This window comes from Saccharothrix hoggarensis, from assembly GCF_052936025.1.
The window spans coordinates 4,795,319-4,814,974 of record NZ_CP193624.1; the positions used below are offsets into that span (position 1 = coordinate 4,795,319).

A 19,656-nucleotide genomic window follows, 5' to 3' on the forward strand; every position below is an offset into this window, starting at 1 on the left:
GTGAACTTCATCGGTCGTGGCTGGGCGTTCCCGCTGCGGGTCGGCCCCACCGGCGGCATCGGCATGGTGGAGCGCGAGCAGGAGATCGCGGAGGCGATCCGGCTGGTGCTCGGCACCGCGCCCGGCGAGCGCCCGATGCGGCCGGAGTTCGGCTGCGGCATCCACGAGCACGTGTTCGCCTCGGCGGACGGCGCCACGGCGGGCCACATCGCCCGCGAGGTGCGGGCCGCGCTGGAGCGGTGGGAGCCGCGCGTGGACGTGGACGACGTGGTCGTCGCGTTCGACTCGGTCGACGTGGGCACGGTCTACATCGACGTGCGGTACACGATCCGCACCACCAACGACCAGCGCAACCTGGTCTTCCCCTTCTACACGATCCCCGCCGAAGGGAGCGCGGACTGATGGCGCTGTCCGCACCGAACCTCGACGACCGGCGTTTCCAGCAGCTCGTGGACGAGGCCAAGCGGTACGTCCAGCAGAGCTGTCCGGAGTGGACGGACCACAACGTGTCCGACCCCGGCGTCACGCTCATCGAGACGTTCGCGCACATGGTCGACCAGCTCGTCTACCGGCTCAACCGGGTGCCCGAGCGCAACCACCTGGCGTTCCTCGACCTGCTGGGCATCACGCTGTTCCCGCCGGCCGCGGCCCGCGCGGACGTGACGTTCTGGCTGTCCGCGCCGCAGCCGCAGACCGTGCTGCTGCCGGTCGGCACCGAGGTCGCCACCGAACGCGCCGAGCTGGGCGAGCCGGTCGTGTTCGCCACCACCGACGAGCTGGCCGTGGTGCCGTGCTCGCTGGAACGCCTGGTCACGCGGACCGCGTCCGGTGAGCACGCCGACCGCACCCGCGACCTGGAGGCGGGCCGCGACGTGCCGTGCTTCCAGGCCGCGCCCGCGCCCGGCGACGCCACGCTGTTCGGGCTGTCGGCCGCCGTGCCGCGGTGCGTGGTCGTGCTGCGGCTGGACAGCCGGGTGGAGGGCATCGGCGTCGACCCGCGGCAGCCGCCGCTGGTGTGGGAGGCGTGGGACGGCCAGGACTGGGTGCCGTGCGGCGCCGACGAGGACTCCACCGGCGGGCTCAACCGGCCCGGCGAGGTGGTGCTGCACGTGCCCGCCGGGCACACCGCGTCCGTGGTGGCGGGCCACCGCGCGGGCTGGCTGCGCTGCCGCGTCACCGAACCCGAGCCCGACCAGCCGTTCTACCGCGAGTCGCCGACCGTGCGGGAGGCGGAGGCGTTCACGATCGGCGGCACGACCGTCGCCGAGCACGCCGAGACGGAGGTCGACGTGCGGCTGGGCGAGTCCGCGGGCGTGCCGGGCCAGCGGTTCACGCTGCCGCGCGCCCCCGTGCTGCTGGACGGTGACCCTGTGGTGGTGCGGGTGTCGGCGGAGGACGGGTGGCAGGACTGGACCGCGGTGGACCACTTCGGCGCGTCCGGGCCCGACGACCGGCACGTGGTGCTGGACGCGACGCGCGGCGAGGTGCTGTTCCCGCCGGCGGTGCGCGAGGCGGACGGGACGCTGCGCCGCTACGGCGCGGTGCCGGCCAAGGGCTCGGTGGTGCACGTGCCGCGCTACCGGACCGGCGGCGGCCGTGCGGGCAACGTCGCGCGCGGCTCGATCTCGGTGCTGCGCAGCTCGGTGCCGTACGTGGCGGCGGTGGAGAACCGGGAGGCCGCGAGCGGCGGCGTGGACGGCGAGACCGTGGACGAGGCGAAGTTGCGCGCGCCCCACCAGCTGCGGGTGCAGGAACGGGCCGTCACGGCGGAGGACCACGAGCACATCGCCCGGCTGGCCGCGCCGTCGTTGGCGCGGGTGCGGTGCCTGCCCGCCGAGGGCGGCGGCGCGCGGGTGCTGGTGGTGCCGGACGCGGTGGCCGACGAGGGCGACCGGTTGCGGTTCGAGCAGCTGGTGCCGTCCGAGGAGGTCCTGCGCGCGGTGGCACGTCGGCTCGACGAACGGCGGCTGCTCGGCACCAGGTTGGTCGTGGAACCCCCGCGCTACCAGGGCGTCACGGTGGTGGCCCGGCTGGCGGCGTCGTCCGACGGGCTCGGTGTGCGGGAGGAGGCGGCCGACGCGCTCTACCGCTACCTGAACCCGTTGCGCGGCGGGCCGGACGGCGTCGGGTGGGAGTTCGGCCGGCCGGTGCAGTTCGGCGAGGTGTTCGCCGTGCTGCAGAACGTGCCGGGGGTGCGGCTGGTGGAAGAGGTTCTGCTGTTCCCCGCCAACCCCGTCACGGGCGCGCGTGGCGCGCCGGTGGACCGGGTCGAGGTGGCGCCGAACGCGTTGGTGTTCTCCTACCAGCACCAGATCGTGGTGACGGGGCCGTGAGCCGCGCCGCGCTGCCCGAGCTGCCCAACCGGTACCCGTTGGGCGCGATGCTGCCCGCCCTGTACGCGGCCGACGACTTCGCCCAGCGGTTCACCTCGGGCCTGGACGCCGTCCTGTCGGCCATCCTGTCCACTTTGGACAACCTGTCGTCGTACTTCGACGCCGACCTCGCGCCGGCGGACTTCGTGCCGTGGCTGGCGTCCTGGCTCGCCGCCGACCTCGACCCGACGTGGCCGGAGCCGCTGCGCCGCGAGGTCGTCGGCCGGGCGGTGGCGCTGCACCGGCTGCGCGGCACCGCGCGCGGCCTGGTAGCCCGGTTGGAGCTGTGCCTGGACGTGCGGGCGGAGGTCGTGGACGGGTCCGGGGTGACGTGGTCCGACCGGCCGGACACCGACCTGCCGGTCCCGGAGTCGGACGCCGTCGTGGTGCGGGTGCGGCCGGGCCGGTCCGGGGTGGTCGACCGGGACCGGGTGGAGGCGCTGGTCGAGTCGGTGCGGCCGGTGCACGTGACGTGCGTGGTGGAGGTGGTGGACGGTGGCTGACGTGCGCCAGTGCCCCCAGTGCGGCGCGCCGGTGCCGGACGGGGACGACTTCTGCGGCAACTGCGGCACCTACCTCGGGTGGGCCGACCAGCTGCCGACGGAACCCGACCTGCCCCAGCTGACGCTCGACTCGGTGCTGCCCGACCCGGCGCCGCCCACCGCGGCGGCCCTGCTGCCCGACCAGCCCGGACCGGTGCCGCCGGCGCGTCCCGTGCCGCGGCGACCGCTGCGGACGGCCGCGGCCGCGGACACCGTGACCGGGCCGCCGTGCCCGTCCTGCGGCACGCCCAACCCGCCCGGACGCCGGTTCTGCCGCCGGTGCGCCGCACCGCTGCGCGGCGACGTGCGCAGGCACAGCGGCCGGTCGGGACGGCGCTGGAGGTGGCACGGCGACCGGTCCCGGTGGCTGCGCCGGCTCGTGGCGCTGCTCGCCGTGGCCGTGCTGGCCCTCGCGGTGGTGCTGTTCCAGCCGACCGCACTGCGGCTGCTCGAAGACCTGCGCGACCGGCTGGCCACGCCCGCCCCGGTCGCGCCGAGCGTCGCCACCGCCACCGCCGAGGTGGCCGGGCACCCGGCGTCCGCCGCCGTCGACGGGCTGTCGAACCGGTACTGGGGCGCGCCCGCGGTCGGCGACGCGGTGGAGTTCACCTTCACCACGCCGTTCCGCCTGCTGTCGGTCGTCGTCCACACGGGCGCCGGGGTGGAGCCGGCGGTGTTCGCCGGGCAGGCCAGGGCGACGGCGCTGGACGTCGTGGTCACCGCGTCCGACGGCACGCACCGCACGATCCCGGTCGTCCTCGGCGACCGCAGCGGGCCCCAGCGCACGGACACGGGCGTGAGCGACGTCGTGCGGGTCCGGTTGGTCGTCCGCGGCGCGGCGGGGCTGGAACCGGGCCGGCACGTGGCCCTGGGCGAGGTGGAGTTCTTCCGCCGCCCGTGACCGTCCATTGTAGACCTGAGAAGAGGAGCAGCACGTGGATGTCGTCGTGGTCACCGGCTCGGCCGGGTTGGTGGGTGGCGCGGCCGTGCGGGCCTTCGCCCCGCGGTTCGACCTGGTCGTCGGGGTGGACAACCTGATGCGGCGGGACTTCTTCGGCGACGGCGCGGTCGCCGGGGAGGTGGCGGAGCTGTCCCGCCTGCCGAACCACCGGCACCACTCCGTGGACGTGCGGGACGAGTCGGCGATCGGCGACGTGCTGCGCGAGTACGGCTCCGACGTGCGGCTGGTCGTGCACGCGGCCGGGCAGCCCAGCGCCGAGTGGGCCACCGGGTCGCCGTTGGTGGACTTCGGGGTCAACGCCCTCGGCACGGTCACCGTGCTGGAGGCGGTCCGGCGGCACTGCCCCGACGCGGTGGTCGCGGTGGTGTCCACCACCAAGGTCTACGGCGCCGTGCCGGAGACGTTGCCGCTGGTGGAGACCGCGACCCGGTGGGAGATCGACCCGGCGCACCCGTTCCACGAGCACGGTTTCGACGAGTCGCTGCGGCTCGACCGGGCCGACCGGACGTTCTTCGGCGTGTCGAAGCTGGCCGCCGACCTCGCCGCGCAGGAGTACGGCAGGCGGCTCGGGATGAACGTCGGCGTGTTCCGCTGCGGCACGGTGGCGGGCTTCCGGCACGCGGGCGTCGAGCTGCACGGGTTCCTGTCGCACCTGGTGCGCAGCGCCGTGCGCGGTGCGGCGTTCCCGGTCATCGGGCACGGCGGCAAGCAGGTGCGGGACGTGCTGGGCGCGCGGGACCTGGCGGAGATGTTCTGGCAGTTCTACCTGGCCCCGCGGCCCGGCGAGGTCTACCACGCGGGCGGCGGGCGCGAGCGCAGCGCGTCGGTGCTGGAACTGATCGCCCAGTACGAGTACCTGACCGGGCGGCCGGTGCGGTTCGAGTACCGGCCGGAGCACCGGTTCGCCGACGTGCGGTGCTGGATCACCGACACCCGCAAGTTCCGGCGCGACTACCCGGCCTGGCGGCCGACCGAGGACGTCGCGGCCCTGCTGCTCGGCCTGCACGAGCACTGGAGCGAGGCGGCCGTCGTGAGCCCTTGACCAGGTGCGTCGGACCGTGTTGAGTGCGGTGCGCCACTGTTCTCAACGGTTCTGAAGAACCGCCGTCGGACGTGAAGAATCCTTGTAGACGGCGTTGAGACCCCGTGAAGCCGCGCACCGCAGACTCGAACCCGCAACGCAAGACTGTGGGAGGCAGCGGTGGAGCGAGTTCGGGTAGCAGTCCAGGCGGCGGATCACCTCAGCATGACGGGCCTGATCGCCTACCTCGGCACACGGCCGGAGGTGCAGGTGCTCGGCAGCGCGCAGCACGCCCAGGCCGACGTGGCGTTGGTCGCGGTGCCGAGGCTGGGCGAGGAGGTGGCGACCCGCCTGCGCCGGGCGGCCGCGCAGGTCGGCGCGCCGGTGGTGCTGGTCGTCGACGAGCCGCGCGAGTCCGACGTCCTCACCGCCGTGGAGTGCCGGGTGGTGGCGGTGCTGCCCCGCGCCACGGTGACCGACGAGGTGGTGCTGCGCAGCGTGCTGTCGGCGGCGTCGGGCGGTGGCGTGATGCCGCCGACCATGGTCGCCGAGCTGCTGCGGCACGTCGAGCGGCTGCAACGGCAGGTCGTGGCCTCGGAGGGCGGCCCGAACCGGCTGACCGCGCGGGAGGCCGACGTGCTGCGGCTCATGGCCGACGGCCTCGACACCGCGGAGATCGCGGGCAGGCTCTCCTACTCCGAGCGCACGATCAAGAACGTGTTCTACGGCATCACCACCAGGCTCAACCTGCGCAACCGGCCGCACGCGGTCGCCTACGCCCTGAGGAAGGGGATGATCTGACGTGGACCAGCCGATCACCGGGAAGGACGGCGCGGCCCTGCGCCACGTGGTGGACCTCGCGCTGCGGGGCATCCGCGCCAAGGCCCGCACCCCGCACCCGGCCCGCCCGGCCGCCGACACCCGTCCGGCCACCGACACCCGCTGGGTCATGTCGCCCGACGGCGTGATCGACGGCGCCCACGACCCGGACCACCCGGACGCCGCCCCCGAACGCTGACCGCACGGGCAAGCCGGGGCGCCGAACCCGACCCGACCCGGCGCCCCGCCCGCGACCCACCACAGCGGCCACCACACCCGCCACACCCAACGGACCGCACGGCCACACCGGCGCCCACGCGCGACCCGCGACCCCGCGCCACAACGCCCGCCCACCCGGCGCACGCCCCACCCCGGCCGTCACCAGCGCACCCGGCCGCGGCACCCGGCGGCATCCCGCCCCCGACGCTCCCGGGCACGCCGCCCGCGACATCCGGACCCGATCAGCGAGCGCGCACGGACTCGGTGGCACGGCGGATGTCCCACTCCGCGCCGAGACCCCGGTACAACGCGACCGCCTCGGCCAGCACGGCGTCGGCTTCGGCCCTCCGCCCGCACCCCGCCAGCAACGTGGCCCGGTCGTCGAGCGTCTGCGCGAGCTCGAACGTCCGGCCGACCGCGCGGTAGTGGTCGGCGACCGGCACCAGGGCGTCCGGGTCCTCCGCGAGCACGGCCCGGCACCGCCGCGCGGCCGCCGCCGCCCGCGCCGCCTTCGTCTCGCGCGACGCCTCCGCCTCGCACGCCTCGACGGCCGCCCGCGCCGTGGCGCGGTCACCCGCCGCCAACGACAGGCGGACCAGCTCCGGCAGCCACTGGTGGCGCAGCATCATGTCCGCGTACCGGGTGTCGAGGATCGCGCCCAGCACGGACACCGCCCGCGCGTGATCGCCGTCCCGCGCCGCCGCCATGGCCTGCGCCGCGATGAGGAAGTCGCAGTTCTCCCGGTACGCCTCGGTCACCAGCGGCAGGTTCAGGCCCTCGGACAGGTGCGCGTCCAGCCGGGGACCGTCGTCGCGGTGGGCCGCGATCAGCGCCACGACGCCGTGCAGCAGCACGGGACCGCCCTCCCGCAGCCCGTACCCGGTGAACTCGGGGTCGTCGAGCACGGTGCCCAGCCGGGCCACCGCGTCGTCCCAGCCACCGAGCCAGAACTGGTGCACGGCCGCCGCCAGGTGCAGCCCGGCCACCGGCGTGCCGCGCCCGGCGATGTCGAACGCCGTGTCCAGGCTGCGGCTCGCCTCGTCCAGCCGGTCGAGGCACTGCAACGTGAAGATCCTGTTGTCCAGCAACAACAACCGCAGGTCGGTCAGGCTCACGTCGGTGCCGACCACGTCGAGCGCCTGGTCCAGGTAGGCCACGGCGCGCGGGTAGTCCCGGCGCACGGCCTCGACCTGCCACAGCACCTCCAACGCCTGGGCGATCGCGAACGGGTCCGCCGCCCGCTCCCCCGCCTCGATCGCCTCCCGCGCGCTGGCCTCGGCGCCGTCCAGCTCGCCGATGCCCGCCCGCTGCACGAGGGCCAGCAACGACAGCAGGCGCGCCCGCCACCGGTCCGACAGCACCGGGTCCGCCAACGCCTCCCGTGACGCCCGCACGGCGTCCTCGGCCCGCGCGCCGCGGTACGGCATGTACGCGAGCGTCCACCGCACCTCGGCGATCCGGTCCGGTTCGCGCAGGCGCGGCAGCGCGCGGCGGGCGTGCTCCTCGGCCTCGGCGTCGCGGTTGATCCGGAACAACGCGCTGCTGAGGTGCGCGGCGAGCGTCGCGTCCCGCTCGTCCCGCGCCACCGACGACGACAGGCACCGCTGGAGCAGGTCGACGGCCACCAGCGGCGCGCGGTAGACCAGCGCGGGCGCCTGCTCCACCAGCCAGTCCAGCACCCACGACCCGACCTCGCCGGACGCGGCCAGCAGCTGCTCGGCCACGTGGTCGACGGGCGCGCCGGACGCCGCCAGCGCCCGCGCCGCCTGCTGGTGCAACGCGGTGCGCAGCGCGGCGGGCGTGCCCTCGTAGAGCGCCTGCCGGATCAACGGGTGGCGGAACGCCATGCGCGGCCCGGCGTCACGCAGCACGCCCGCCGCGATGGCCTCCTCCAGCCGCGCGGCCAGGTCGAACACCGGCGTCCCGAGGACCACCGACAGGTCGCCCACCACGAACTCGCCGCCGAGCAGCGCCGACCACCGCAGCACCTCCCGCGTCGGGTCGGTGAGGAAGTCGAGCCGGCCCGTCACGGCGGACACCAGCGACATCGGCGCCCGGTCGAACGCGTGCGCCGACACGTCCGCCACGCCGGTGTCGACCTCGACGACCTGCTCGCGCACCAACGCGTCCGCGACCTCCCGCACGTACAGCGGGTTGCCGCCGGCACGGGCCGCGATCGTGCGCAGGCCGGGGCCGGGCGTCGCGCCGACGAGCCGGCCGACGAGCCCCGCCACGTCGCCGTCGGCCAGGGGCCTGAGGTCGAAGACCGTGCCGCCGCCGGACTCGACGTCACGGCGCAGGCGCGCGATCTCGGCCCGGTACGGCACCGGTCGCGCCGCGCCGACGAGCAGCAGCCGGGTGCGCCGCGCCAGGGCGGACAGCCGGTGCCACAGGTGGGCGCTGGTCTCGTCCGCCCACTGGAGGTCGTCGAGCGCGACGGCGACCGGCCCGTCCGCGCACAGCTGCTCGACCAGGGCCACCAGCCGGTCGACCGCGCCGAACACCGGGTCGGAGTCGGCGAAGATCGACCCGGCGGGCCGTTCCTGCCCGAGCGCCCGGGCGGTCGCGGCGCGGCGCGGGTCCGGCGAGTTCGGCTCGACGGCGAAGGCGTCCAGCGCCAGGCGCAGCGGGAAGCGCGTGCCGAGCTCGTCGGCGACGGCGTGCGCGATCTCGTGACCGTGCCGCCGGGCGTGGGCCAGCACGGCGGCGAGCATCGCGGACTTCCCGATGCCCATCTCGCCTTCCAGCCACAGCAGCCGGCCGTGCCCGGCGGTGACGTCGTCCACCAGCCGCCGCACCGCGGCCAGCTCGGCGGTCCGCCCGACCAGCTCGGCGCCGGGGTCGGGTTCCCCCCGGACGCGGGGCGCGGGCGGTCGCGCGGACGGCGCCCGCTCGTCGCGCCGCGCGTGCTCCTCGCCCCGGGACCCCGTGGTGCCGAGGATTTGCGCGTGCACGGCACGCAGGCGTTGCCCCGGCTCGACGTGCAGCTCCGACACCAGCACGCGCCGGCCGTCGCGGAACACCTCCAGCGCCTCGGCGTTGCGCCCGGACCGGTGCAGGGCGAGCATCAGCAGCTCACGGGCGCGTTCCCGCAACGGCTCCTCGGCGACGAGCGCGGCCAGCTCCGCGACCACGTCGGCGTGCGCGCCCGCGGCCAGCGCCGCCTCCGCCCGCAGCTCCCGCGCGGCCGTGCGGGCCTCGGCCAGCCTGCGCCGCTCCGCTTCGGCGAACGGCCCCGCCAGCCCGGACAGCGGGTCGCCGCGCCACAGGCCCAGCGCGGTGTCCAAGGAGGACCGCGCGCCCTCCGGGTCACCGCCGGCCAGCTGCCGCCGGGCCCGGTCGCGCAACCCGTCGAACCGCTCGACGTCCGAGCCCTCGGCCTCCAGCACGAGCCGGTACCCCGACCCCACCGACACCAGCAGGCTGGACGGCGTGCCGCGCGGCCGGTCCGGCTCCAGGGCCTTCCGCAGCGTCGACACGTACGTGTGGACGCTGCCCTCGGCCGTCGCCGGCGCGTCGGCGCCCCACACGCCCGCCACGAGCTCGTCCCGGCCGACGCCACCCGTCCGCAGCGCGAGCATCGCGAACACCGCGCGCGGCCGCGACGACCCCAGGGCGATCTCCCGTTCGCCCGCCCAGGCGCGCACCGTTCCCAGCAGCTCGACCCGAACCGCCACCGTCATCCCGCTGACCACTCCCCCGACGCCTCCCGCCGAACCCGGCGCACGCGCTCCTCGGCCCGGCGCACGTCGTGCGCCGCGCCCAACCCGTCATAACCCGCCAGCGCCTCGCGCAACGCCGCGTCCGCCGCCTCCCGCTCACCGCGACCGGCCAGCAGCACGGCCGCGTCCTCCATCGCCTCGGCCGCCTCGACCGGCCGACCGGCCGCGCGGAGACGTGCCGCCACGTCCAGCACCGGCGCCGGGTCGCCCTCGACCACCCCCCGGCACCACGTCGCGGCGTTGTGCGCCCGCGCGGGCGTCCGCTCCCGCGCGGCCTCGTCCGCACAGCCCTCCAGCGCCCGCAGCGCCACGTCGCGCCGCCCGTGCCGGACCGCGAGCCGGGCCACGTGGGGCAACCACTGGTGGCGCAGCACCATGTGGCCGCGTTCGGCCCGCAGCAACGGTTCCAGCAGCGCGAACGCCTCGTCCACCCGGCCGTCCCGCTCTGCGGCGACCGCCCTGGCGACGAGCAGGAAGTCGCCGTGCTCGTGGTCGGCGCGGGTCGTCAGCGGGTGCCCGGCCGCGGCGGCGAGGTGCGCCTCGGCCACGTCGGGGCGGTCGCGCCGCGCCGCGACCAGCGCGGCCACGCCGTGCACCAGCAACGCGACGCCCCGCTCACGCAACCCGTACGACGTGCCGGGGCCCGACGCGGGCACGTCGTCGCCCTCGGCCAACGCCTGGTCCCACCGGCCGCGCCAGTAGTCCTGCACGGCGGCCGCGACGCGCACGCCGGGCGCGGTGACGCCGCGGGCCAGCTCACGGGCCGTGCCCAGCACGTCGTCCGCCTCGGCGAGCCGGTCGAGGTTCTGGAGCGTGAACACCTTGTTCTCCAGCAGCCCCAGCCGCAGCTCCACGAAGTCCGACCGGCCCCCGGTGACGGCCAACGCGCGGTCGACCCGCGCCAGCGCCTCGACGTGGTCCCGGCGCACGGAACCGACCTGCCACAAGCCCTGCAACGCGTGCGCGATGGCGAGGTCGTCGCCCACGGCCTCGCTGCGGCGCAACGCGCTCAGCGCCGTCTCCTCGGCCGCCGCCACGTCGTTCAGCCCGTCCCGCTGGACCACCGCGAGCAGCGATTCGAGCCGGGCCCGCCACACCGGCGGCGTGCCGGCGTCGTCCACGGCCGCGCGCAACGCGTCGACGGCCTCGTCCACCCGGCCGTCCCGGAACGCGGCGTGCGCGAGGATCCAGCGCATCTCGGCGGCCCGCTCGTGGTCCCTGGTGCGGGCCAGCACGTACCGCGCCTCCGCCTCGGGCTGCCGGCCCAGCCAGTACATGAGCCGTGCCAGCAGCGCGGCGAGCCGTTCCCGGTGCTCCGCGTCCAGCGCCGTGCCGTCGACCACGGCCCGCAGCAGCCGGATCGCCGTGTCGGGCGCGCGCTTCCCGAGCGCGGTGCCGCGGGCGACCAGCCAGTCCACCGCCCACGGGTCCACCGCGCCGGAGGACGCCGCCAGCTGCTCGACGACCAGCTCCACCGACGCGCCCGCCACCGCGAGCGCCTCCGCGGCCCGGCGGTGCAACGCGGTCCGGACCGCGGCCGGCGTGCCCAGGTACAGCGCCTTGCGGATCAGCACGTGCCGGAACGCGAGCTTCGGCCCCGAGTCGTCCAGCACGCCCGCGGCCGTCGCCTCCTCCACCGCGGCGATCAGCTCCGACGACGGCCGCGCGAGCGCCGTCGCCACGTCGCCCAGGGCGAACTCCGCGCCCAGCAGGGACGCCGCCCGCAGCACGTCCGCGGTCTCCGGCGACAGGAAGCCCAACCGCCGCGCCACGGCGGCCACCAGCGAGGTCGACGGTTCCTCGTCCTCGCCCAACCGACTCTCGGCGACGCCCGTCCGCACGTCGAGCGCGTCGTCGCGCCGCAACGCGTCGACCATGTCCTTGATGTACGAGGGGTTCCCGGCCGCGCACTCGACCACGCGGACCACGCTGCGCCCCGGCGCCGCGCCGACCATCCCGGCCAGCAGCGCGGTGACGGCGTCCTCCGACAACCGCCGCAGCCCGAGCACGTCACCGCCCGCGCCGAGCACCGCGCGCCGCACCTGCTCCACGTCCGCACGACGCGGCACCGACCGCATGGCCGCGACCAGCAGCAGCGGCAGCCGCGGCACCAGGCGCGACAACCGGTGCCACAGCAGCACACTGGCCTCGTCCGCCCACTGGAGGTCGTCCACGACGAGCACGAGCGGCGCTTCCGCGCACAGCTCGGTCACCAGCGCCACGAGCCGGTCGATCACCACCGGCACCGGGTCGCCCGACGCCGGTTCCCGCAGCGCCCGCGCCAGCCCGGCCCGCCGCGGGTCACCGGACTGCTCGGTCACCTCCAGGCAGTCGAGCACCACGCGCAACGGCGTCCGCGGCCCCCACTCGTCGGCCGCCGTCCACGCCACCCGGCACCCGGCGTCCGCCGCGCCGGCCAGACCCGCCGCCAGCAACGCCGACTTGCCGATGCCCGGCTCGCCCTCGACCCACACGCACCGCCCGCGGCCGGCCACCACGTCGGCGACGGCGCGGCGCAGCACGTCCAGCTCCCGCTCCCGCCCGACCAGCGTCCCGTCCGGCCGCACCGCGCCGCGCGACGGCGGCGGCACCCGCGGCGGGCCGGAGTCCGGCCGGCTCGTCGGCACGGGGTCGGGCAGGCGGTCGGGCAGGGGGTCGCCTCCGGGATCGTGCGCGAGCACCCGCCGGTGGGCGTCCCGCAGCGCCGCGCCCGGTTCGATGCCCAGCCGCTCCACCAGCACGCGCCGCGCGTCCTCGAAGACCTCCAACGCCTCGGCCTGCCTGCCCGCGCGGTGCAGGGCCGTGATCAGCAACGCGCGCAGGTCCTCGCGCAACGGGTGCGCGCCGGCCAGCGCGGAGAGGTCCGCGACCACGTCGGCGTGCCGGCCCAGGGTGATGGCCAGCTCCGCCCGCCGTTCCGCGACCGCGAGCCACAGCTCGCGCAGGCGCGCGCGTTGCGCCTCGGCGAACGGGCCGGGCACCCCGAACAGCGGCTCGCCCCGCCACAGCGCCCGCGCCCGGTCCAGCTCGGCCAGGGCGCCCTCCGGGTCGACCTCGGCCAGCGTCGCGGCCAGGGAGCGGTGCCGCTCGAACCGGTCCACGTCGAGCCCGTCGACGGGCAGCCGCAGCGAGTACCCCGAGCCGGCCGACACCAGCACCACGGCCGCCGACCGCTTCGACCTCGTGGGTTCCAGCGCGCGCCGCAGCCCGGACACGTACGTGTAGAGGCTCGCCTCGGCCGTGGACGGCGGCGCGTCGCCCCAGACGCCGTCGACCAACTCGTCCTTGGACACGACCTGGTTGGCGCGCAGGGCCAGCAGCGCGAACACCGCACGGCGGCGAGCCGTGCCGAGGTCCACCTCCGCGCCACCCCGCCACGCCCGCGCCGGGCCGAGCAGTTCGACGGTGACGGGAACAGTGGCGCTCATCACCATTTCCGTCCAATGCGCCTGGAATGCGAGTCCGGTTGGGCTATTGCCCGCCTTCCGCCGGTGGTGTAGGCACACAAACAATGCGCCCGCCACGAACGCGGATTCACACTGCTTTTACGCCGTCGCCCTCGACCACGTCAGGTTATCACGGGATAGCGGACGGCCGGCGCGGTCGCCCGGCGCTCCGCATTCGTGAATGGTGTATTACCGGAACCGGCGCGACCTCGGTGATTCCACGCGGACGCGAATCAGCGCCGGCGTATTCCCGCGCAATCGTCCAAACCACTCCGGCGAGCCGCGCGACGGCCCCGCCGAGCCGTTTTGCTACCGTCTGACCATGCACTTCGCCCGGCCGCACCGCGTCGCGCCGCCCGGTGGCGCCCGGTGACGGACCGCCCGCCGCGCGACCTGGCCGATCGGGACGACGTCGTAGGCCTGGTAACGGAGTTCTACCGCCGCGCCTTCGCCGACGACCTGCTCGGGCCGGTGTTCCGCGACGTCGCGCGGATGGACCTGGCGGAGCACCTGCCGGTCATGGCGGACTTCTGGGAAACGGTGCTGTTCCGCACCGGCGCCTATCGCCGGAACGCGTTGCGCGTGCACCTCGCCTTGAACGAGCGCGCCCCGTTGACGACCACGCATTTCACCCGCTGGTGGGACCTGTGGCGCGTCACCGTGGACGACCTGTTCGCCGGGGTGAAAGCGGAGCTGGCGAAGGCGCAGGCGGAGCGGATAGGCGCGTCGATACTCCGGCGCCTGCGCGACGAGGACGCCAGCGAGCTCGTCACGATCCGCCGACAGCCCGCCGGAGAAGGCCGAACCGCCCCCTGACCCGCACGACTCCGCCGCACAACGCCGCACCGCACAACGCCGCACCGCACGACCGCGCCGGACAACGCCCTGGCTGCCGGCTCCACGAACGGGTGGGGCCCCGCCGTGAGTCGGCGGGGCCCCGTTTCGCGGTTCCCGGTCAGCTGGTCGGGAAGCTGTCCGGGGTGCTGATCCGGCTCTTGATGTACGCGCCGGAGTCGGTCAGGACGCTGCTGCCGGTGTAGGTGCTGCCGTTGCAGGTGCCCGGCCGGAACGCCGCGCTGCTCTCGTTCGCGTCGGAGTACGTCCAGTTGGCGTACCCGATCTTGAGCTGGTCGAGCAGGTTCAGCCAGGCCGCGGTGCTCGCCTGGTCGTACGCGCCGCCGCCGGTGGCGGTGACCGTGCCGAACTCGCTGACGAACAGCGGCAGGCGGGCGGCCGCCCGGCTCACCGTCGCCCGGTAGTTGTCCTTGTGCGAGGCGGCGTAGAAGTGGAACGTGTACATGATGTTGGTCGCGTTGACCGGGTTGTTGATGACCTCGGTCTCGTTCGAGCCCTCCGAGACGCCCAGCGACGACCAGGCGCGGGTGCCCACCAGGACGACCGCGTCGGGGTCGGCCGCGCGGATGACCGGGATGACCTGCTCGGCGTAGTTCTTGATCGCGGCCCAGCTCACGCCGTTCGGCTCGTTCGCGATCTCGTAGATCACGTTCTTCTTCGCCGCGTTGCGCGAGGCGACGGAGGCGAAGAACGTCTTGGCGCGCTCCAGGTTGTAGTTGGGGTCGCCGGGCGTGAGGGTGTGGAAGTCGATGATCGCGTACATGCCGCGGGCCTCGGCCATGTCGACCAGCGAGTTCACCTGGCTGGTGAAGCCGCTCGGGTTGGTCTCGTAGCCCTGCTCCTGCACGTACATCGCGACGCGGAACAGGTCGGACTTCCAGTCCGTCGCCAGCGCGTCGAGCGACGCGTTGTTGTAGCACTTGCCGAACCACTGGATGCCGTGCGTGCTCATGCCGCGCAGCTGGATCGGCTTGTTGTACTGGTTGCACAGGTAGACGCCGCAGACGCGCAGCTGGCCGTTGATCGCGACGGGGGTGGTGCCGACCGGCGGGTTCGTGGTCGTCGTCGTGGTCGTGGTGGACGTCGTGGACGTCGTCGTGGTCGAGCCGGTGCAGGCGACGCCGTTCAGCGCGAACGACGTGGGCACGGGGTTGCTGCCCGTCCAGGAGCCGACGAACCCGAGGTCCGTCGACGCGCCGGTGCCCAGCGTCCGGTTCCAGTCGACGTTGGTCGCGGTCGCCGTGGTGCCCGACTGGGACCACGTGGCGTTCCAGCCCTGCGTGACCCGCTGGCCCGCCGGGAACGCGATGGTCAGGGACCACCCGCTGACCTGGTCACCGAGGTTCGTGAGCTTGACGGCCCCCTGGAACCCGCCCTGCCACTGGCTGGTGACGGTGTAGTCCACCCGGCACCCCTGGGCGGCGGCCATGGCCTGGGGCAGGACTGTCGCCGCGGTGCCGATGACCACCGCGCAAGCCGCTAGTGCGGCGGTGGAGCGCTTCACTGAGCCCCTCCTCATCTCGACAAACGCCTGGGAGCGCTCCCAGGCTCGGCGGGACGGTACACCGGAAAGTGACCGTCAGTACATAGCCGGCCGCGTGCCGGAGGCGTTCTTCCCACTCGCTGGGCAGGTCAGGACCCTGGCGCACGGCGACGCACGGCAGGCGTCGGGCGGGCGCGGAAAAACCTCGGAGAATTCTGGCCGGTGATGTCGAGGAGCTCGGGTCGGCTCCGTCCACTGGGCAGAGAGCGAGCACGACCGAGTCGAGAGGACACGACCATGTCGAACATCTCCACCTTCCTGTGGTTCGACCACCAGGCCGAGGAGGCCGCGAACTTCTACACGTCGGTGATCGAGAACTCCAAGGTCACCGGCGTCACGAACGGGCCGGACGGCAAGGCGTTCGTGGTGACGTTCGAGCTCGACGGGCAGCAGTTCGCCGCCATGAACGCGGGCCCGCACTTCCGGTTCACGGAGGCCGTCTCGATCCACGTCAACCGGGAGACCCAGGCCGAGGTCGACGAGCTGTGGGAGGCGCTGCTCGCCGACGGCGGCGAGGAGAGCCAGTGCGGCTGGCTGAAGGACCGCTACGGCCTCTCGTGGCAGGTCGTGCCCTCGGCCCTGAGCAAGCTCCTGGCCGACCCGGACCCGGCCAGGGCCGCCGCCGCGGGCGCCGCGCTCCGAACCATGAGCAAGATCGACATCGCCGCCCTCCAAGCCGCCGCCGACGCCGCCTGACCCGCACCGCTGGCCCACACCGCCCGAGGCGCGCCACCACCGCCCGGAGCGATCCGCGCCGCCCGAGCCGCGCCGCCCGAGCCGTGACACCACGGCGTCCGGAGCGACCCGCGCCGCCTGACCCGCGAACGCACGTGAGCCCGCGCGCGACACGGCCCGCCGGAAACCCGGCGGGCCGTGTCGGTGACCGGTGCGATCAGCCTGCGGCGCAGGTCGGCGACAAGCCGGCCGCCGAACCCGTTCCCTGGAAGCCGAACTCGGTGTACTGACCGGCCGCGAGCCGGCCGTTGTAGCTCACGTTCGTCCAGTTGTTGCCGCTGCGCTGGACGTTCCACGTGTTGGTGACCGTCGTGCCGGCCGGCAGGGCCATCGTGACGGTCCAGCTGTTGATCGCCGACGCGCCCGCGGTGACCTTGACCGTGGCGACGAACCCACCGTTCCACGAGTTCAGGGACACCGACGCGGTGCACCCTCCCGGAGGCGGGGTCGTGGTGGTCGTCGTCGTGGTGGTCGTGGTCGTCGTGGTGGTGGTCGACGTCGACGTGCCGCCCAGGTTGAGCGCGTTGAGGACGGACGTGTACGCGGGCTTCTTGTTGCCCGAGCCGTCGAACAGCAGCGGGGTGCCCGACGCGCGCCACGAGTCGCTGTCGCGGATGCCCCACACCGTGATGCCGGTGCAGCGCGTCACCGCGAGGCACGCCTTGACGACGCGCTCGTAGTTCTGCGCCTGCGTGGTGCCGGAGCCCTCGATGTCGAGCTCGGTGATCTGCACGTCCACGCCGAGGTTCGCGAAGTTCTGCAGCGTGGTCTGGTAGTTGCTCGGCACCGGGCTCTGGCTGTTGAAGTGCGACTGCAGGCCGACGCAGTCGATCGGGACGCCGCGGGTCTTGAAGTCCTGCACCATCCGGTACACGGCCTGGGTCTTGGCGTGCGTCCAGTCGTCCGTGTTGTAGTCGTTGTAGCAGAGCTTCGCGCCCGGGTCGGCGGTGCGCGCCGCGCGGAACGCCGCCTCGATCCAGTCGTCGCCGGTCCGCTGGAGGTTCGAGTCACGCCGCGCGCCGGTGGTGCCGTCGGCGAACGCCTCGTTCACGACGTCCCAGGAGTCGATCTTGCCCCGGTAGTACGTGGCCACCTGCGTGACGTGGTTGAGCATCGCGTTGCGCAGCGCGGTGCCGGACATGTTCTGCATCCAGCCCGGCTGCTGCGAGTGCCACGCCAACGTGTGGCCGCGCACCTTCATGCCCTGGCTGCGCGCGTGGTTGACGATCCGGTCGGCGTTCGTGAACGTGAACTGCCCCTGCGTCGGCTCAGTGGCGTCGATCTTCATCTCGTTCTCGGGCGTGACCGAGTTGAACTCGCGGTTGAGGATGCCGACGTACGTCGAGTCGCTCAACTTGTTCGCGGCCACGGCGGCGCCGAAGTACCGGCCGCTCTCGGCCGCCGACGCGCCGAGGGTGGTGCCGGCGTTGGCGGACGTGGCCATGAGCACCGCGGCGCCCGTGGTCGCGGTCACCAGCGTGGACACCAGCGCGGCTCGTAACACTGACCTCGATGTCAGCTTCATTTTTTCGCACACCTTCTGCGGAGCACCCGCGACTGTCACGGGTGGGTTGGTTGGGTCGGGCAGTGGGTCAGCCGGTTCGGCAGGACAGGCTGGGCCAGTTCCAGTTGCCGTTGTGCTGGACGGTGAAGCCGAAGACGTTGCCGTTGCCGTTGGGACGGGCCGTCATCACGGTGCCCGAGCTGTCCCACGTCGCGGTGGTGTTCCAGGTCGCGATGACCTTCTGCGGGCTGCTCAGGGTCACGGTGACGACCCAGTTGCTCGCGCCGGTGACGGTCACCTGGCCGTTGAAACGGTCGCTCCACTTCTGGCCCTCGGCGTACGTCGCCGTGCAGCTGCCGCCGGGGTTGGTCGGCTGCGTCGTCGTGGTGGGCTGCGTGGTGCCGGTCGGCTGGGTGCCGTTGTTCAGCGCGCTGAGCACCGAGTTGTAGGCGGCCTTCTTGTTGCCCGAGCTGTCGAACAGCAGCGGGGTGCCGGAGGCGCGCCACGAGTCGCTGTCGCGGATGCCCCACACCGTGATGCCGGTGCAGCGGGTCACGGCGAGGCAGGCCTGGACGACGCCCTGGTACTGCTGGGCCTGGGTGGAACCGGAGCCCTCGATGTCGAGCTCGGTGATCTGCACGTCGACGCCGAGGTTGGCGAAGTTCTGCAACGTGGTGTGGTAATTGCTGGGAACCGGGTTGCCGCTGTTGAAGTGGGCCTGGAAGCCCACGCAGTCGATCGGCACGCCGCGGGCCTTAAAGTCCTGCACCATCCGGTAGACGCCCTGGGTCTTGGCGTGCGACCAGTTGTCGGTGTTGTAGTCGTTGTAGCAGAGCTTCGCGCCCGGGTCGGCCGCGCGGGCGGCGCGGAACGCCGCCTCGATCCAGTCGTTGCCGGTGCGCTGGAGGTTCGAGTCACGACGGGCGCCGGTGCCGCCGTCGGCGAACGCCTCGTTGACCACGTCCCAGGAGTGGATCTTGCCGCGGTAGTAGGTCGCGACCTGGGTGACGTGGTTGAGCATCGCGTTGCGCAGCGCGGTGCCGGACATGTTCTGCATCCAGCCCGGCTGCTGCGAGTGCCACGCGAGGGCGTGCCCGCGCACCTTCATGCCCCGGCTGCGGGCGTGGTTGACGATGCGGTCCGCGTTGCCGTAGCTGAACTGGCCCTGCTGCGGCTCGGTCGCGTCCATCTTCATCTCGTTCTCGGCCGTGACCATGTCGAACTCACGGTTGAGAATCCCGACGTACGTCGCGTCGCCCAACTTGTTCGCGGCCACGGCCGTGCCGAAGTACCGGCCGCTCTGCGCCGCCGACGCGCCGAGCGTGGTGGCGGCGTTCGCGGACGTCGTCGCGACGAGAACCGCCGCGCTCGCCGTGGCGGTCACGACCGCCGACACGAGCACGGCTCGTGACACTGACCTCGATGTCAGTTTCATCTGGTGGCACCTTCTGCGAGCACCCGCCGCTTCGCGGGTGGAGGGCTGGACCCGGTGACCGAGAAGGCGGCTCGATCGGGGTCAACGTGGAGTTGTCCGGCCTGAAACTTTTAGCAGTATCAACCGAAACAGATCGGTCTGGCAAGCACCGAAATTGCGCCTGCTCGACCGACCTGGCGCGTCCGTCACAATCCCGACGTCCAGCCGGAGCACTCACTCGGCGTGACGCCCACCCGGCCGCCGACGGCGCAGGCGCGCAAGAAACCCCAGTTGAGATGCGACGACGCGCACGTTCCGGCCATCGGCGCGCACGGGCGCGCAACCGTCCACACGACACAGAAGCGGCCCCGAAAGGCTACGCAAACAATTCGCAAGTTTCGGTTACGCAGATGCGGGCTCATCGCGGAAGACGCCGTGTGACACACCTCGACTACGACAGATGACGCAGTCGGCATTCATCCTCGGCGCATTACCGCCACCGC

General features: G+C 73.9%; 14 protein-coding genes. 9 read left to right on the forward strand and 5 right to left on the reverse strand.

Going from position 1 to position 19,656, the window contains the following annotated elements; genetic code table 11:
- The 7 genes from ACRAKH_RS21535 to ACRAKH_RS21565 all read left to right on the forward strand — a co-directional run bounded on the left by ACRAKH_RS21535 (window position 1) and on the right by ACRAKH_RS21565 (window position 5,914).
- Window positions 1–402: a GPW/gp25 family protein gene (locus tag ACRAKH_RS21535; protein ID WP_380727084.1), complete on the forward strand. Its 402-nt coding sequence runs from the start codon at window positions 1–3 to the stop codon at window positions 400–402.
- The gene (locus ACRAKH_RS21540) at window positions 402–2,333 is read left to right on the forward strand and encodes a putative baseplate assembly protein (RefSeq protein WP_380727082.1); all 1,932 of its coding nucleotides are present in this window, start codon (window positions 402–404) and stop codon (window positions 2,331–2,333) included. Before ACRAKH_RS21535 ends, ACRAKH_RS21540 begins: the two co-directional genes overlap by 1 nt.
- Window positions 2,330–2,875, forward strand: coding sequence for a phage tail protein (locus ACRAKH_RS21545; protein ID WP_380727080.1), 546 nt, complete (start codon window positions 2,330–2,332; stop codon window positions 2,873–2,875). The genes ACRAKH_RS21540 and ACRAKH_RS21545 overlap by 4 nt, the downstream gene beginning before the upstream one ends.
- Window positions 2,868–3,815, forward strand: a complete 948-nt coding sequence (locus tag ACRAKH_RS21550) for a zinc ribbon domain-containing protein (protein WP_447009220.1) — start codon at window positions 2,868–2,870, stop codon at window positions 3,813–3,815. The genes ACRAKH_RS21545 and ACRAKH_RS21550 overlap by 8 nt, the downstream gene beginning before the upstream one ends.
- 34 nt (window positions 3,816–3,849) lie before the next feature.
- Window positions 3,850–4,917 (forward strand): NAD-dependent epimerase/dehydratase family protein, encoded by a 1,068-nt coding sequence (locus tag ACRAKH_RS21555; protein WP_380730391.1) that lies wholly within the window; start codon window positions 3,850–3,852, stop codon window positions 4,915–4,917.
- A gap of 204 nt (window positions 4,918–5,121) precedes the next feature.
- Entirely contained in the window at window positions 5,122–5,697 is a 576-nt protein-coding gene (locus ACRAKH_RS21560) for a helix-turn-helix transcriptional regulator (protein ID WP_380730388.1), read from the forward strand.
- Window position 5,698: 1 nt separating this feature from the next.
- On the forward strand, window positions 5,699–5,914 hold the full coding sequence (locus ACRAKH_RS21565; RefSeq protein WP_380730386.1) for a hypothetical protein: 216 nt from the start codon (window positions 5,699–5,701) through the stop codon (window positions 5,912–5,914).
- 262 nt (window positions 5,915–6,176) lie between these two features.
- Here the strand turns inward: ACRAKH_RS21565 and ACRAKH_RS21570 are convergent, their stop codons facing one another.
- Complete coding sequence (locus ACRAKH_RS21570) at window positions 6,177–9,617, reverse strand: BTAD domain-containing putative transcriptional regulator (protein WP_447009221.1); 3,441 nt, start codon at window positions 9,615–9,617, stop codon at window positions 6,177–6,179.
- Window positions 9,614–13,084 carry a BTAD domain-containing putative transcriptional regulator gene (locus tag ACRAKH_RS21575; protein WP_447009222.1) on the reverse strand — a complete coding sequence of 1,157 codons (3,471 nt, stop codon included), beginning with the start codon at window positions 13,082–13,084 and terminating at the stop codon, window positions 9,614–9,616. The genes ACRAKH_RS21570 and ACRAKH_RS21575 overlap by 4 nt, the downstream gene beginning before the upstream one ends.
- A 387-nt stretch (window positions 13,085–13,471) precedes the next feature.
- On the opposite strand from ACRAKH_RS21575, the gene ACRAKH_RS21580 reads away from it, so the two are divergent.
- Window positions 13,472–13,918, forward strand: a complete 447-nt coding sequence (locus ACRAKH_RS21580) for a group III truncated hemoglobin (protein ID WP_380730126.1) — start codon at window positions 13,472–13,474, stop codon at window positions 13,916–13,918.
- A gap of 139 nt (window positions 13,919–14,057) precedes the next feature.
- On the opposite strand, the gene ACRAKH_RS21585 is transcribed toward ACRAKH_RS21580, so the two are convergent.
- A complete protein-coding gene (locus ACRAKH_RS21585) occupies window positions 14,058–15,461 on the reverse strand; it encodes a cellulase family glycosylhydrolase (protein ID WP_380730128.1) in 1,404 nt (467 codons plus the stop codon).
- A gap of 276 nt (window positions 15,462–15,737) precedes the next feature.
- Between ACRAKH_RS21585 and ACRAKH_RS21590 the strand changes: the two genes are divergently transcribed.
- The gene (locus ACRAKH_RS21590; protein ID WP_380730130.1) at window positions 15,738–16,196 is read left to right on the forward strand and encodes a VOC family protein; all 459 of its coding nucleotides are present in this window, start codon (window positions 15,738–15,740) and stop codon (window positions 16,194–16,196) included.
- A 196-nt stretch (window positions 16,197–16,392) separates the two neighbouring features.
- On the opposite strand, the gene ACRAKH_RS21595 is transcribed toward ACRAKH_RS21590, so the two are convergent.
- Both ACRAKH_RS21595 and ACRAKH_RS21600 read right to left on the reverse strand, forming a co-directional pair.
- Window positions 16,393–17,760 carry an endo-1,4-beta-xylanase gene (locus ACRAKH_RS21595; protein ID WP_380730647.1) on the reverse strand — a complete coding sequence of 456 codons (1,368 nt, stop codon included), beginning with the start codon at window positions 17,758–17,760 and terminating at the stop codon, window positions 16,393–16,395.
- Between the two features lie 67 nt (window positions 17,761–17,827).
- Window positions 17,828–19,174, reverse strand: a complete 1,347-nt coding sequence (locus ACRAKH_RS21600) for an endo-1,4-beta-xylanase (RefSeq protein ID WP_447009223.1) — start codon at window positions 19,172–19,174, stop codon at window positions 17,828–17,830.
- Window positions 19,175–19,656 lie beyond the last annotated feature (482 nt).